We start from the raw sequence: 13,953 nt of genomic DNA, 5'->3' as shown, positions 1-13,953 counted from the left end.
TTGAGTTTTTTTAGTTCCCATTTTTTCATGCTTTCATATGATTTTGACGCGCTAGATTCTTTTTAAAAAATATAGGGTTTAACGAGTGATTTTTTAATTGAAAGGATGTCTAAAATGAAAAAAATTAGCCTTAATCAGAATGAACCTATTACCATGTCAGAATGTTTTGAGCAATATATTGTTCGCTGTAAAGTAAGAAATTTGTCTGAAAAAACATTAGATATTTACAGGGTTCATTTTTCTGTACTAGAGAAATATTCAATAGCAGCAGATTGGAGTTTAAGCACTATTAATTTATTGAAAATAGATGGTTTTATCCTTTATTTAAGAGAAAGAGGTTGTAATGATATTACTGTGCAATCTTATTTAAGAGATTTAAGGGCATTTTTTTATTTTTGTATGGATAATGAGTGGATACCGCAATTTAAAATTAAACTCCCCAAGGCTGATAAGAAAATAAAAGAAACATACACAGATGAAGAATTAAAAGTATTACTTAAGAAACCTAACCTTAAAAATACTGATTTTACGGAGTACAAGACTTGGGTGTATTCTAATTATTTATTAGCTACTGGAAATAGAATTTCTTCAGCGTTAGATATAAAGATACGCGATTTGGATTTTAACAACCAATTAATTCAGATGAATACAAGTAAAAATAGAAAAGCCCAGATAATTCCTATGTCGGATAGTTTAGCTGTTATCTTAAAGGAATATCTTAACTACAGAAAGGGTACTAGTGATGATTATTTATTTTGCAATTCTTTTGGAGGAAAATCAGATTTGCGTACCTATCAAGAAATGCTTGTTAAATACAATAGAAGTAGGGGAGTAATAAAAACATCCTCTCATTTATATCGTCATACATTTGCAAAAAAATGGATTCTTAATGGCGGTGATATTTTTCGCTTACAAAAGCTATTAGGGCACAGTGATTTAACGGTAGTAAAAGAATATGTAAATATGTTTAGCAAAGATTTATCGTTGAATTACAGCCAATTTAATCCACTGGATACACTGGAAATTAACCAGAATAAAACACGAATTCATATAGAGAGTAAACGTAGGTAAATATAATATATACCCCTTTTTAAGCATAAATATTGCTTTTTAAGGGGGTATTTTTTTTAGGCATAGAATTAGTCAACCAATGTGTTAAAACCTCTGTAATCTCTGTAGATTGACGTTTTCGCTAGTAGAATAGGTAAAGAAATCTCAATCCAATTCAAAGAATTGCTGTTGCCGAAAAGTATCGCCCTATTTATGAGAAACAAGCAAAAGAAAAACAGGTCAAATTTTACGGCAACCAATATCAAAGTGTTGAAAGTGGTATTACCCCAAATTTGGTGGAAGTCCAAAAAGAAAACAACAAAAGACAAGGAGAACGTACGGACTTAAACATTGTGCCGAAACTGGCGGAACGGGATGAACAAGGAAGACAAGCCTTATTAAACGGGAAAACACAGCTCATGGCAGAACCGCCAGAAGCATCCAGCGCTAAGCAAATAGCAGATGTGCCAGTTTCGGCACCTCTGGTAGAACAAGGCAAATCTCGTGATATTGTAGCCAAAAAGTGGGGCTGAGAATTAAAGAGTTGGAAAGATTGTATGGAGTGACTGTTGGAGGTAATGGGTCTAACCAATATAAAGAGCAATTACCGCAAAATGCGGAAGTTGCTAATTCTAAAAAATCTCAAGAAGATATTGCCAAACAGATGAAGATGTCTGTTGATGAGTTAGAGCAAAAAGGAGAAACAGAAAAAATATGGTATCCACCATTTAAGGCATACCTATACGGAATATTATTCCTATCAGCTTAATTGTAGGTATACCCTAAAACAGGGCATACCTCATCCACAGAGTATGGTGGGTAACAAAACGTTATATACCCTCACTCAACTATGTTAAATTTAACATGGTTCAACCAACGGAAAAATCCGCTCGTTACTCCATTCAATATTGACCATCCTTTATCTATATCCCTTAGAAAAATGCACGTTTTTCCACTCTATTTTAAACGATACTACTTTTTTTGAGCAATTCTTCACCTAAAACATTTGAAACGAAAATAGGGGTATATTCTTAAAATATACTCTTTGTTATTTGACAAAGAAAAAAGGATATGCATTTAATGCACATCCCTATAAATTATTTTATCATTTTCAATCTGGTAATTTCCTCTGTATTATGAAGTATTGCATTTTTCAATAGTTTAATATCTAAGTTAATATTACTTACATCTTCCGCAATAAAATCTAGTTTCTCAATCTTGTCAATATTCCCCATATATCCTTCTACTAATAACTGTATATTCTTATTGGTTTGATTTTCTAAAGTTAATTTGATTTCATTTTGTCCTTGCTCTAAACTATATAATTTTTCGTTAATTGGTTGTAATTTTGTATCAAGTAAAGTTGATATATCAGTAAGTAAATTTTTTATATCATTGTCCATGTAACAACCTCCTTTTACTTAGCGGTACTGTACTATAATTTTTTAATCTAAATCTTGAATTAGTTATATATCTATTTTTTTTTATATAGCTCATCTTCATCTATTTCAATTTTCCCATGTTCAGCTTCATATTCGGAAATAACATTCTTCAATAATATTTCAATCTCTTTATTTACAGAACGTCCATTTTCTTTTGCTATAATCTTAAATTTATCCATTGTATTTTTATCAATTCTTAAAGGGTAAGGATTTTGTTGAACTGCCATTTTTATAACCACCTTTCAATATCTTAATTATATCATATAGATATCAAAGTTCAAGTATTCAAATAGATATCAAAAAGATATTGACTCGACAAAACCTTTGTGATATATTTTAGATATCAAATAGATACTTAATATCACCCAAGGTTTGAAAGCATATACTTCCCTTGTTTCTAATGTCCCTCTAACGGACAATAGGTACTAAATAAGATAAGGTGTAATGAGCCGATGCAAAAAATCATTCGCAGTAACTTCCTACACTGTACTAGGGATTATATGCGTCAGTGAGAATTTTTCTTGTATAAACTCACAATAAACAAAGAATAAGAGGGTGGAACGGTATAAGAGGATATAAGCTGACAAGGGGATATACATACTTGGTTATTAGGCTTACTAATGAAAATTAGACTCGTACAGTATTAAGCGAAGGGCAATGGCTCCGAAGTGATGATTAATAGAGGTATCTTTCCACTTGTTGGGAAAACTCTATTTTCGCTCCAAACAATCCACCAAAATGATAATTTTTAAAACCAAAATGTCAAGTGAAATTTCTAATGTCAATAAAGTTGACAATACAAATTAAAGGAGAGATTCAAATGAGATTATTAAATGAAGTTGCAAAAACTATCGTATCTGTAACAGCAGAGAAATTATGTGCTATGAAACAGAAAGAAAATGAGATTAAAGCAATATATACACCACCAGTGATTGAAAATGGTGTATTAGTTCAGATGGGGAGCGTCAAATTTGAAGCACCTGTAACTCATGTAAATAATACCGCTGGAATCAAATGGTATGAGGACAAGCTTGTGTGTCAGAGTTAAAAATTATTTAGGTATACCCTAAAATGCAGTATACCTATTAATTAGGAGTGGATAAGCTATCTATTCCTAATTTTTTGTTATTTTAATGAACAACTATTTTCACGTTTGATTTTTCTTAGTTGGCATCCCATAAAGCATTGCTTGGGATGTAAAAATGTCATATGTTGAAACAATTTTATTTACATCATAAATTAATATAGCTTTACCTAATTCAGATAGATTTTTTCTGTATTGCTCAGGGAAATAACACATAACACCATCTAATAATTTGCATGCTTTTGTTTTGTCTTCTAACATTAAATAACCGCAAAAGTAGCAAAACTGAGTTCTACCAGAATTAAAATCATATGGATTTTTGGTTAATAAAAAATTATTAAAGTGATGTATGCTTTGATTTATATAATTAGCTGTAATCAGGTCTAAGTTTTCTTTACCATTTCTCCAAGTCAAAACTCTATTATTTAAATTAATTCGTGATGTTTGATTCATTGAGATATGTAATAAATATTTCAATTCTACTGTAGTTGCATGAGATTCAGAAAATGTTTTAATCATTGCGTCAAAAACAATTTTAGATTCGTCTTTAAATTTTAGAGAATCATACATATGAGTAAATTCATGCCATAAAACAGCTTTTTGATATTCTTTTTTATACTTGTAAATGTCATTAGATATTAATAGTTCATATCCATTTTCTATCTCATTATTACGACGTACTTGAGCTATAAAATCATCACTATTAACATGTAAACAATGTTTAATAGGTGGTATTTTGTATGAAGTTGATTTGCAGAATTTTTCTATCTCTATATTAATTTCTTCAATGGTATACATTTTTTACCACTCCTTTAATAATAAATATAACACATGTATCTTTAATTAGCAAATAGAGGTACCAAAAGGAGAAGCAAAAAAGAATATAGAATTATGTGTGGTCAGTTATTTCAGCAGAATGCTATTGATAAAACAAAAGGAATTATTGCAAAACCTAGACCTAAACATTGGTTTGACTATGGTTCAAATAAAATTAAAGATGACGACTCAAAAGAACAGCGTGAGTTGAAAGAATTTAATAAGCGGCTTGTGGCTGATAAAAAACCGTACTTCATGCAATACATTTACCCAGACGTAAGAAGGATATATAAAAAATACATAACTGATTCAAATAAGAAATGTCAAACAGAGTTTAAATTTACTATCAATGAATTAAAAAATAAACCCAACAAGACCACTCAAGAAATAGAATTTTTAAAATATTATGATTATCGTATGCCAGTGGGGACACATAATTGCTTAGTAAATAAAATCTGTTGGTTGTTTGAAAATGAGTTTGATGACTACTTAGCCAACTTTAAAAATAACAACACATTCGATTACTCTATTTTAAAATCAAGCGTAAATTATTCTGCTTATACTAAAAATAAAATTGAAAAGATATATAAAGACTATTGCGATAAATTGCAAAAATATCAACAACTAATTAAAAGAGAACGAATTAACGACGATGATGCATTTGAACAAAAAAACATGATGCTGACTGTATTTAAACAAGAGTGTTCATGTATATGTCCTGACCAAAAAGAACTTGCAAATATATTAATTGATTTATGTTACCCTACAAATAAGTCAAAACAATTTGTTTGGGACATGTGTAGTTCACAAGTTATAGAAAATTTATTGGAAAAAAATAATTACATTGTTAATTATCCAGAAAAAGATGAAAATGGAAATATTTTATACATAGGTGAAAAATATTCAATGAAACAAACACAGATTGGAGAGGTTTAGTATTAACATAATTTTAAAAGAAAAAGAGTACGCAGAGAACGTATTAAAAGAGCCTAAATTGAGCAAAAAACCATCATACGATTTAAGAATTGTTGCTAAATATTTATATCATGTTGAAAATTTAAAACCAAATCAAATATATAAACGACTTGTAAAAATAATGGAAGAAAAATATTATAATTTTGCTATTTCTCAGTGGCAAGATTTATTACTTAATATTGCAAAACACGCAAAAAAACGTGATTTGATAAATATTGATTATATACCAGTTACTAAAAACGAATTACTAACAATTGACGGCATAAAAAGTAAGCCTATGAAACGAATCGCTTTTACAATGTTATGTCTTGCAAAATATCGCAATATGGTAAACGAGAACAATCGTGATTGGATAAACTATGATTTTAAAGATATTTTTAGGATGGCTAATGTTACTGCTACGATAAAAGAACAATGCTTTATGATTCACGATATGAAAGCATTGGGTTTAATAAAAATGAATAAGTTGGTAAATAATTTAAGTGTAAATGTTTGTTACATAGATAAGACGGAATCTGAAGAGGTGCTGAAGATTGATGATTTTAGAAATTTAGGATATGAATATTTGCTATATTGTGGAGAAAAGTTTTTTAGATGTAAAAGATGCGGGGTTTTGAAAAGAAGAACTGCTTCCAATATGAGTTATTGCCGAGAATGTGCTGAAATAGTAGAAAATCAAAAAACGAAAGAACGGGTACAAAAATTTAGGAGTAGTAAAATGTAACGGTTTTAAAAGTGCTACAAACCTAGTAAAATCAATGGTTGTAGAGCTTATGTCAGAATTGCTTTAGTGTATAGTAAGTAATTGTTTTATTAATCGTCTACTATGGAGAAGGAAATGTAAAAATGTATAAAAATTCTTGATGTGTTGACATTTATTTTTTGTTAAGTCTCTCAAACCCACTGTTTACAAGGGTTTCAACCACTTTTTATAAATTTTCAAAAACAGAGATAATTACAATAAGGGGACGAGCAAAAAGTGTAATAAAAGATGTGAGAATGCAATTTGTGTACTCCCCTATTTGCAAAAAAAGAGGTCTAATTGCGTTTTGTAAATTTAAAAAATGTTGATTTATCAATGTTTGTGACACTTTTTTTAAGTTACTATGGAGGACATATTTAAATTTACAAAAAAAGAGGTGAATTCGCAAATCTAGTGTCAATTTCGCCCTAGAACTAGGACTATTTTTAAGTTACTATGGAGAGGGTAATTTCTAACTCTATCATCACCACCACCAAGAAACTAAGCATCTAAACAGGTGCTTTTTTATTATCAAAATACTTTCAAAATACAAACTAAAAGGAGAAGATGTAAAATGGAAAATTTAACAGTAAGAAATTTAGAGGTAATTGAAAATGAAATCATCCAACTGAAAGAACAAACAGCACGCAATATTATTTTAATTGGTAAAGCATTAATTGAAGCTAAGAGCCAGTTAAATCATGGTACATGGGGTATTTGGTTAGAAGAAAAGTTTGATTTTACACAAAGAACAGCAAACAAATTTATGCAGTTGGCAACTACATTTAATGTGTCAAATTCGAATTCGCTTTCCAATTTGGGGCAGACGAAACTATTTTTACTTATGGATTTACCAGATGAAAAAAGAGATGCGTTTATAGAGGAAAATGACATTGAGAGTATAACCACTAGGGAATTGAAAGAAAAAATCAAAAATGTAAAAAATATTATCAATCAAGATGAAAGAGATTACAACTCATATCAAGTTAAAGTTTCAGAATTAAAAGAATTTCCTAACCACACAAAATATTTCCCTAACATTGTAGGGGAGCAATATATTAATTTCCTAAGAAGTATTGAAACATCAGGAGTTATTGAATCAATTATAATTACTCAAGATAAAATGATTGTTTCTGGACATCAACGTGTTAGAGCTTGTAAAGATTTAGGGATTGAAACTATTCCAGCTAGATACTTTTATTATGATAAAAAAGGAAATGATTCATATGAAAAAGAATTATTTTCTTGGTTTTGTATTGGTAATTGTATGTGTGGTCAAATGGATTATTACAGAGAAGCTAAAAAACATTTAGATGAAATGAAATAAATTAATAACTAAATGGGGTACGCCAGTTTCGGCGTATGCCCATAATATCTAAAGGAGAGGATATATCCAATGAATAAAAATTTTAAAGTCATTCATAGCCTACAATTAATGATGCACTTAGTTAGAAATGGATTCAATGTATCAAAAGTAACAGATGCCTACCCTAAACAGGGTGAAGAGAAATCAAAGTATAAGGTATTTCTATTTGAGAATACACCAGAATTGAATGAATGTTGTTTGATGTTTAAGAAATAGGTTCTCACCTTTGAAGGGGAATAGTATTTTTGATTCGCCTTTGAAGGCGTACCAATAATACAATTTGAGTTTGAAATCATTGATTGCCAGACAGACCATTGGTCGCTTTGCCAACATATTGATTAACGTTTCACTTCAAAGGGGTTCGTAAAAACATAGTTACCAGATATTAACCACTCAATTATTGGAGTGGCTTTTTTTATGCAAAGAAATAAGGAGGATATTAAATTATGACAAAAGTAAAATGTATGTATTATGGCAAAAGGTACGAAAGCAAACCACAAGGCTATGAAATTGCAAGTGTTCAAAAGAATTTAACCAAAACAGAAATATCTATTGAGGATTTGGCACAAGGGTTATCACATGGAGCCACGTTTAAGCCAGCATATTTAAATGGCAAGAAAACAACTGACTGGATTCAGCAGCAACTATTTGCTTTAGATTTTGACGAGGGTACAACTATTCAAGAGGAATTAATTAGATGCAAGGAATTAAATATATCACCTTGTTTTGGGTATACCAGTTTTAGTTATACACCAGAGCATGAAAAATTTAGATTGGTATTCTGTGCTGATAGAGTGATTACAGATATTGAAACCAGAGATAAAATTCAATCATCGTTAATGGAAGCTTTCAAACATTGTGACATAAAATGTAAAGATGGCAGCAGATTATTCTTTGGCGGTAGAATGTTAATTTATGAAGATTATTCAGCTACGATTAACACTGATGAAATTATAAGTAAACATTATGTGGAGGAAATTAAGTCTGCTAAGGTTAAGAAAGCTCTTATTGCCAATAGTGGTAAGGTAGATAAAGTTAAGAAAGAATGTAATATTGTCAATAAATCAGGGGAAAATATTCAAGCTATTATGGATAGGAATGCTGATAAATTAAGGGTTATTCTCGGTATGGGGGATTTAGGGGTAGGTAATAATAAGATATCTTCTTTATCACCTACTATTAAAACCCCCCTCACCATATTTAAGTGTCAGAATGATTTATATAGTTACATAAACAGTATTGATTTAGCGGAATATTTAGGAGTAAGTAATGAAATGTTCAACTGTATTCTACCATCACATGAAGATGATTCACCTTCAGCACATATTTATATTTCTGATAATGGAACACCATTATATAAATGTTTTGGTTGTGATAAAGTAAGAACTATCATAGGAATTACAGAGGAATTAGCACACTGTAGAAGAAGTGAAGCGATTGAATTTATCAAAGCGGTATATGGATTAGAATTAGTTGAAAGTGATTGGACAAGACAGCAGAAACAATTAATGATTGACAGTGCAAATTATCTTGATACTGAAGAATTTAAAGAAGAATTTCCAGAGTTATCAAAATTGATTAGGACTAGGAAACATCATATTCAGAAATTGTTGATGCACTTTACACAGTACGTTAATGAGGATTTACAAGTTGATGGAAAACCTTTATTTTTGGAAGTTATACTACATTAATGAAAGTGTGTGAAATAAATCCTAATAGAAGCCAAACATTCTCACAATCATTAACATTATTTACATTATTGAATATGCTGGACAAAGTAACCGTAGAAAAGATACCAGAGGATGAATTAGCGAAAGCTAGAGCAATTGCTATAAAATATGGACATAAAAAATTAACGAACTTCTATTCATTTGAAGAATATGGAGTCACTTCTCTATCAAATTCAGAAGAGATTGCAAAAATATTAAAAGAAAATAATATTACATTAAAGGGTATAAGTAGAGAATATGTATTAAGGACGTTTGGTACAGAATTAGCTGACAAGGTGTTTCCCCAGTACAAGTATGAGAATAAAAAAGGTACAAGTGAAAAATCAGATGATGCTACAACAGAGTTAGCTAAAATGGTTGCAAACGCTATCGGAACAGATAAGTATATATTAGAAAGCGAATTAAAGAAAACACAGAAAATGGAATTACAATGGAAGAAATCAATGCAGGAAATATTGAACGCCTATGACTTAAAAAGAGTAAGGTTAAATAAACAAATAAAAGCTGATTTTGGGATAACTTGTGAGGGGTATCCTTTTGTTATAGTTAGAAGTTAGTTATTGCTAATTTAATTTATGTAGGTAGTTGGTTGTACATCATGTACAACTTTTTTTATTGTAAAAAATTATACCCTGCGTCCATTTGGTCGCAAGGTGAGAGACACTATTCAAACGATTTAAAGAAAGGTAAGAGTGACTAACAGAATGAGTAATTATCAATTTACAAAAGATTTAAAACATGGCAAAGTAGGAGAAAAGTGGTTTCATGATTTCTGTATCGACAAAGGTATTATTTGTATTAATGTAGGGGAAGATGGATTTTTAGGAATTGAAAGTGGTATTGATTTTATTGTCCAGTATACAGATGGTACTATTGCTAAATTTGACGTTAAGTTTGATTCAGTAATGCATAGGACAGGGAATATGTTTATTGAGACTTACCAAGATACAGGTAAAAAAGGATGGTATTACAATTCTAAATCAACCTGTTATTGCTACATTGACGAATACAATGGTGTCCTATGGATGTATACCAAGTCAACATTAGAAGAATACATAAACAGCCACAAATTAAACTTGAGAAGCATTACTAAGAAGATTGATAATAGAGAAGTTACAGGAATTCTAGTTAATATCAATAAATTCTCTGATTGGTGCATTGAAAATAATCATAATTTAATTAAGTATGTTAGACTGCTTGATATTGATGATATTGATGAGGTTTTATAAGGGCTAGACATTATTTAGGGGTACCGATTTTTTCGGTATCCTTTCTACTATTACATATAAGGAAGTGTAAAAATGAGCGATAATGCAAAAATTACAATTCAAAACTTATTGACAGTGAAAAGCATAGTTACAATACTATTGACTGCTATATTCAGCTATTTGGCTGTAATTGGTAGAATCAGTGGAGAACAATTTCTGACTATTTTCTCAGTGGTAATTGCTTTTTATTTTGGTAGCCAATACCAGAAAGGAATTCAATCGCCAAATAAGGAGGTTGAGAATAATGAGTGACATAACTAAGCCTTGTAGAGACATTCAAGAGTTGTCTCCACTGGCTCAAATAGCCTGTAATCTGTTCCGAGACGAGTGCAAAAAGGTTGGATTGATTGTTTGCATTACAGAAACTTATCGTCCGCAGCAACGGCAAAACTGGCTATATGAGCAAGGCAGAACTAGGGCAGGAAATGTGGTTACATGGACAAAAAATAGTAGGCATACTAGTAGAATGGCTTGGGATATTTGCAAAAATGTTAAGGGGCAAGAGTATTCTGATAGTGCTTTCTTCTCCAAGTGCGGAGAGATTGCAAAGCGTTTAGGTATCACTTGGGGCGGCACATGGAGTACACCAGATAAGCCACATTTTGAGATTAATAAAAGCTGGAAAGCACCAGTAATGGAGGACGACGAGGTGGTTGAGAAGGATAAGTTGATTGTTAATGGTAAGGAATTTACTGTTGAATTGATTCGTAAGGATGGAACTACTTATATTAAGACAAGGGACATTGCCGAGGTGCTAGGGTTGAAAGTTGGAAGCAAGGGAAAAATTCCTGTGATTAACAGATGATATTAATATTCAGGAGGTACAGGTGTAAATGAATTACAAATTTCTGTAATGAGTTTATTTCCTTGTGTGGCGAGATAATCATAGATTAGGATTGTAATGTTTCTAGCTAATTCTGTTGATAATGGTGTAAGCGTAAAAATTAAATATAAGAGGGCAAATATACATCTTGTTTTCCAATGTTTAACACTTGTTTCATATCCATTCAATCCAAGAATATTTTTAAAAAATCCTGCTATCTTATACGCAATTGCATAAGCGAATAAGTCAACCAATTCACCTATGCTCAATATTACAAAATAACAAATAAGAGTTTGTTGTGGATTATTAAATGCAGGTGTTTTGATTGTTGCAATGGAGGAAATAATCATATATACAGCAATAAAGAAAATACGGGACATAAGTTTCCTCCTAAAAGATTTATTACTATAATACCATATATTTACATAGAAAGGAAGTCATAATATGCCAAAAAATAGAGATAAAGATGGAAAATATATTCCTGCAACAGGTTTAACCAAACAACAAACAGAAGCTATTTATTTGATTGTTTATGAGGGGAAACAGGGTAAAGGAGTTTATGAGGCTATAGGAGTTTCTCCAAGTACATATTACGATTGGTACAAGCAAGATTTATTTAGTCAAGAGTTGGAAAAAGAAAGAAAAGTAATGAGAAGACAATTTAAGAATAAAGCTTGGAAAAGACTAGGAGATGTATTGGAGAATGCAAGTTATAGAGATGTGATGCCAGCTATAAGAATGGTGCTGGAAGATGATGAGAGTAGTTTCTACTTAAACAATAAGTTGGAAGTCAACCAAAATACCACAGAAACTATTACAATTAAGCTTGTAGATGATAGTGAAGATGTCGATTAAACTATAAGTTACTTCTATATTATACAATTAACTATTCGCAAAATTACTGTTTCGTGAACAGATTAAAGCCTATGGGAAATAGCTATAAACGTTGATTTCATAGGCTTTATTTAATGTAACAATCAAATAAAAATTTTATCTGTTGGTACTAATAGTAATATAACAGTGAAAATTAATGAAGAAATCCACGACACAAGGACAGAATGAAGTAGTTTATAAGTTAGGTAGGGGGAACACCCTTTTAAAATATACCCATCCCCCTGTTTGAGTACAGATATATCACACAGCTAATTTTATTACCAGAGTTCAATCAAGGTTTGGTAAATTTACCAAAGGCTGAAGATGGGGAAGGTTTTCAGAAATCTGAAAAGGTTACTCAAAAAAAAGAAACCAATGTATCCATCATAAGGATACTTATATGAGGTGGTGTTTTACCACCCCAAAACGGGTGTCGCTACAAAATAGAAAGCGATTTCTAATTTGGAAACGCTATTTTCAATCATGCAGGATATGCATAGTACGCACAACCTAACATAAGGAGGATGACAACAAAAAATGAATATAACAATAGACAAAAATATATTTAACCCCGTATACTCCCCATACTTAACAGATTATTCAAACAGATATGAAGTCTATTATGGTGGCAGAGGTTCGGGCAAAACAAAATTCATATTTCAGAAATTACTTCATAAATCCCTATCTAATAAGCGCCGTATTCTTTGCATGATGAAAACAACCAATGCAATTAAACAAGGTATCTGGCGAGAATTAATGGACTTACTGGACGAATGGCAGATAAGAAAATTAGGCAAAGTGGAAATCAATCGTTCCGATATGACAGTGAAATTGCCCAATGGGAGTGAGTTTATTTTCAAAGGGTTGGACAATGAAGAAAAAGCAAAAGGTATCTCAGAAATTTCAGATTTATATTTGGATGAAGCAAATTTATTTTCACAGGATGATTTTATTGCGCTGAATGGTTCTATCCGTTCCAGAAAATATAAAAATCTGCAAGTGCTAATTTCCTTTAATCCAATGAGTAAGTCAAACTGGATTTATTCTTACTTTGGCTTCGATACCGAAACAGTACCCAAAAATACAACAATATTACATACAACCTATCGGGACAATAAATTCCTACCCGACACATACCATGATGAAGTTTTGCTTCCCATAAAAGAAAGAAATCCAAGGCTATATAATATTCTTGCGAACGGCTTATTTCAAACAACGGACAAGCTTATTTTTAGCAATTGGGAAGTACAAAATTTTGACATGCATGAGTTAGTTCAGAATAACAATGAATTACATACTTGTACAGGAATGGACTTTGGTTTCAGCAATGACCCGACAACGGTTATTTTATCACTGGTGGATGAAAAGACGAAAACTTTATATATCTGTGATGAAATTTATAAAAAAGGTATGCTAAATACTGACATTGCAAGGGAAGTCAAAGAAAAAGGATGGCATAAAAATGTTATTGTCGCAGATTGTGCGAATCCGAAGGATATTACTGATTTGCGGAGAATGGGCATAGATAGAATTCGTAAATGTCGCAAGGGAAAAGATAGTATTCTTCATGGGATTAATAAGTTGCAAGAGTATAAAATTATTGTCCATAAGAAATGTGAAAATACTATTTTAGAACTGGATAACTATACTTGGGAAAAAAATAAGCAGACAGGGGAATATATCAATGTTCCGATTGATGATTTTAACCATGCGATTGATGCCCTACGTTATTCCATCCAGTCCATAAAGAAAAAAGCTAATATATTAACAGCACGATTGTAAAG

The 13,953-nt window shown here is 31.1% G+C and carries 19 protein-coding genes and 1 pseudogene; 16 read left to right on the top strand and 4 right to left on the bottom strand.

The genetic code is table 11. From position 1 onward, the window contains the following. Positions 1-114 precede the first annotated feature (114 nt). The 3 genes from CPRO_RS13665 (at position 115) to CPRO_RS13655 (ending at position 1,819) form a co-directional block, all read left to right on the top strand. Positions 115-1,071, top strand: coding sequence for a tyrosine-type recombinase/integrase (locus tag CPRO_RS13665; RefSeq protein ID WP_066053040.1), 957 nt, complete (start codon positions 115-117; stop codon positions 1,069-1,071). 272 nt (positions 1,072-1,343) lie between these two features. Next, the gene (locus CPRO_RS13660) at positions 1,344-1,583 is read left to right on the top strand and encodes a hypothetical protein (RefSeq protein ID WP_066053038.1); all 240 of its coding nucleotides are present in this window, start codon (positions 1,344-1,346) and stop codon (positions 1,581-1,583) included. A gap of 20 nt (positions 1,584-1,603) precedes the next feature. Next, positions 1,604-1,819 carry a hypothetical protein gene (locus tag CPRO_RS13655; protein ID WP_066053036.1) on the top strand — a complete coding sequence of 72 codons (216 nt, stop codon included), beginning with the start codon at positions 1,604-1,606 and terminating at the stop codon, positions 1,817-1,819. A 328-nt stretch (positions 1,820-2,147) separates the two neighbouring features. Here CPRO_RS13655 and CPRO_RS13650 read toward each other — a convergent pair whose 3' ends face one another. Beyond that, complete coding sequence (locus CPRO_RS13650; RefSeq protein WP_066053033.1) at positions 2,148-2,453, bottom strand: hypothetical protein; 306 nt, start codon at positions 2,451-2,453, stop codon at positions 2,148-2,150. Between the two features lie 71 nt (positions 2,454-2,524). Continuing rightward, positions 2,525-2,719 (bottom strand): Arc family DNA-binding protein, encoded by a 195-nt coding sequence (locus CPRO_RS13645; protein WP_066053031.1) that lies wholly within the window; start codon positions 2,717-2,719, stop codon positions 2,525-2,527. A 593-nt stretch (positions 2,720-3,312) separates the two neighbouring features. Between CPRO_RS13645 and CPRO_RS13640 the strand changes: the two genes are divergently transcribed. Then, a complete protein-coding gene (locus CPRO_RS13640; RefSeq protein WP_066053028.1) occupies positions 3,313-3,540 on the top strand; it encodes a hypothetical protein in 228 nt (75 codons plus the stop codon). Between the two features lie 99 nt (positions 3,541-3,639). Here the strand turns inward: CPRO_RS13640 and CPRO_RS13635 are convergent, their stop codons facing one another. Continuing rightward, entirely contained in the window at positions 3,640-4,374 is a 735-nt protein-coding gene (locus CPRO_RS13635) for a hypothetical protein (protein ID WP_066053025.1), read from the bottom strand. Between the two features lie 93 nt (positions 4,375-4,467). Between CPRO_RS13635 and CPRO_RS13630 the strand changes: the two genes are divergently transcribed. The 10 genes and pseudogenes from CPRO_RS13630 (at position 4,468) to CPRO_RS13590 (ending at position 11,278) form a co-directional block, all read left to right on the top strand. Beyond that, positions 4,468-5,328 carry a hypothetical protein gene (locus tag CPRO_RS13630; protein WP_066053022.1) on the top strand — a complete coding sequence of 287 codons (861 nt, stop codon included), beginning with the start codon at positions 4,468-4,470 and terminating at the stop codon, positions 5,326-5,328. A gap of 58 nt (positions 5,329-5,386) precedes the next feature. After that, entirely contained in the window at positions 5,387-6,091 is a 705-nt protein-coding gene (locus CPRO_RS13625; protein WP_159430689.1) for a hypothetical protein, read from the top strand. A gap of 592 nt (positions 6,092-6,683) precedes the next feature. Next, on the top strand, positions 6,684-7,436 hold the full coding sequence (locus CPRO_RS13620; protein ID WP_066053016.1) for a DUF3102 domain-containing protein: 753 nt from the start codon (positions 6,684-6,686) through the stop codon (positions 7,434-7,436). A gap of 69 nt (positions 7,437-7,505) precedes the next feature. Then, entirely contained in the window at positions 7,506-7,691 is a 186-nt protein-coding gene (locus CPRO_RS13615) for a DUF5659 domain-containing protein (RefSeq protein WP_066053013.1), read from the top strand. 230 nt (positions 7,692-7,921) lie between these two features. After that, positions 7,922-9,166, top strand: coding sequence for a hypothetical protein (locus CPRO_RS13610; protein WP_066053010.1), 1,245 nt, complete (start codon positions 7,922-7,924; stop codon positions 9,164-9,166). Beyond that, positions 9,166-9,762 carry a hypothetical protein gene (locus CPRO_RS13605; protein WP_066053007.1) on the top strand — a complete coding sequence of 199 codons (597 nt, stop codon included), beginning with the start codon at positions 9,166-9,168 and terminating at the stop codon, positions 9,760-9,762. The genes CPRO_RS13610 and CPRO_RS13605 overlap by 1 nt, the downstream gene beginning before the upstream one ends. Positions 9,763-9,798: 36 nt before the next feature. After that, positions 9,799-9,885, top strand: a pseudogene (locus CPRO_RS16295) (hypothetical protein); the annotation flags it as partial. 24 nt (positions 9,886-9,909) lie between these two features. Beyond that, positions 9,910-10,434 carry a hypothetical protein gene (locus CPRO_RS13600; RefSeq protein ID WP_066053005.1) on the top strand — a complete coding sequence of 175 codons (525 nt, stop codon included), beginning with the start codon at positions 9,910-9,912 and terminating at the stop codon, positions 10,432-10,434. Between the two features lie 72 nt (positions 10,435-10,506). Then, positions 10,507-10,725 carry a hypothetical protein gene (locus CPRO_RS13595; protein ID WP_066053002.1) on the top strand — a complete coding sequence of 73 codons (219 nt, stop codon included), beginning with the start codon at positions 10,507-10,509 and terminating at the stop codon, positions 10,723-10,725. Continuing rightward, positions 10,718-11,278, top strand: coding sequence for a M15 family metallopeptidase (locus tag CPRO_RS13590; protein ID WP_066052998.1), 561 nt, complete (start codon positions 10,718-10,720; stop codon positions 11,276-11,278). The genes CPRO_RS13595 and CPRO_RS13590 overlap by 8 nt, the downstream gene beginning before the upstream one ends. A gap of 2 nt (positions 11,279-11,280) precedes the next feature. Here the strand turns inward: CPRO_RS13590 and CPRO_RS13585 are convergent, their stop codons facing one another. Beyond that, the gene (locus CPRO_RS13585; RefSeq protein WP_066052995.1) at positions 11,281-11,676 is read right to left on the bottom strand and encodes a hypothetical protein; all 396 of its coding nucleotides are present in this window, start codon (positions 11,674-11,676) and stop codon (positions 11,281-11,283) included. Between the two features lie 64 nt (positions 11,677-11,740). On the opposite strand from CPRO_RS13585, the gene CPRO_RS13580 reads away from it, so the two are divergent. Both CPRO_RS13580 and CPRO_RS13575 read left to right on the top strand, forming a co-directional pair. Then, on the top strand, positions 11,741-12,151 hold the full coding sequence (locus tag CPRO_RS13580) for a phBC6A51 family helix-turn-helix protein (RefSeq protein WP_066052991.1): 411 nt from the start codon (positions 11,741-11,743) through the stop codon (positions 12,149-12,151). A 555-nt stretch (positions 12,152-12,706) separates the two neighbouring features. Next, positions 12,707-13,951 (top strand): PBSX family phage terminase large subunit, encoded by a 1,245-nt coding sequence (locus tag CPRO_RS13575; RefSeq protein WP_066052987.1) that lies wholly within the window; start codon positions 12,707-12,709, stop codon positions 13,949-13,951. Positions 13,952-13,953 lie beyond the last annotated feature (2 nt).

Origin of the sequence: Anaerotignum propionicum DSM 1682 (assembly GCF_001561955.1) — a bacterium.
Taxonomy (GTDB): Bacteria; Bacillota; Clostridia; order Lachnospirales; family Anaerotignaceae; genus Chakrabartyella; species Chakrabartyella propionicum.
Note: the sequence above shows the minus strand (reverse complement) of the source record. Positions and strands in the feature narration are given on the sequence as shown.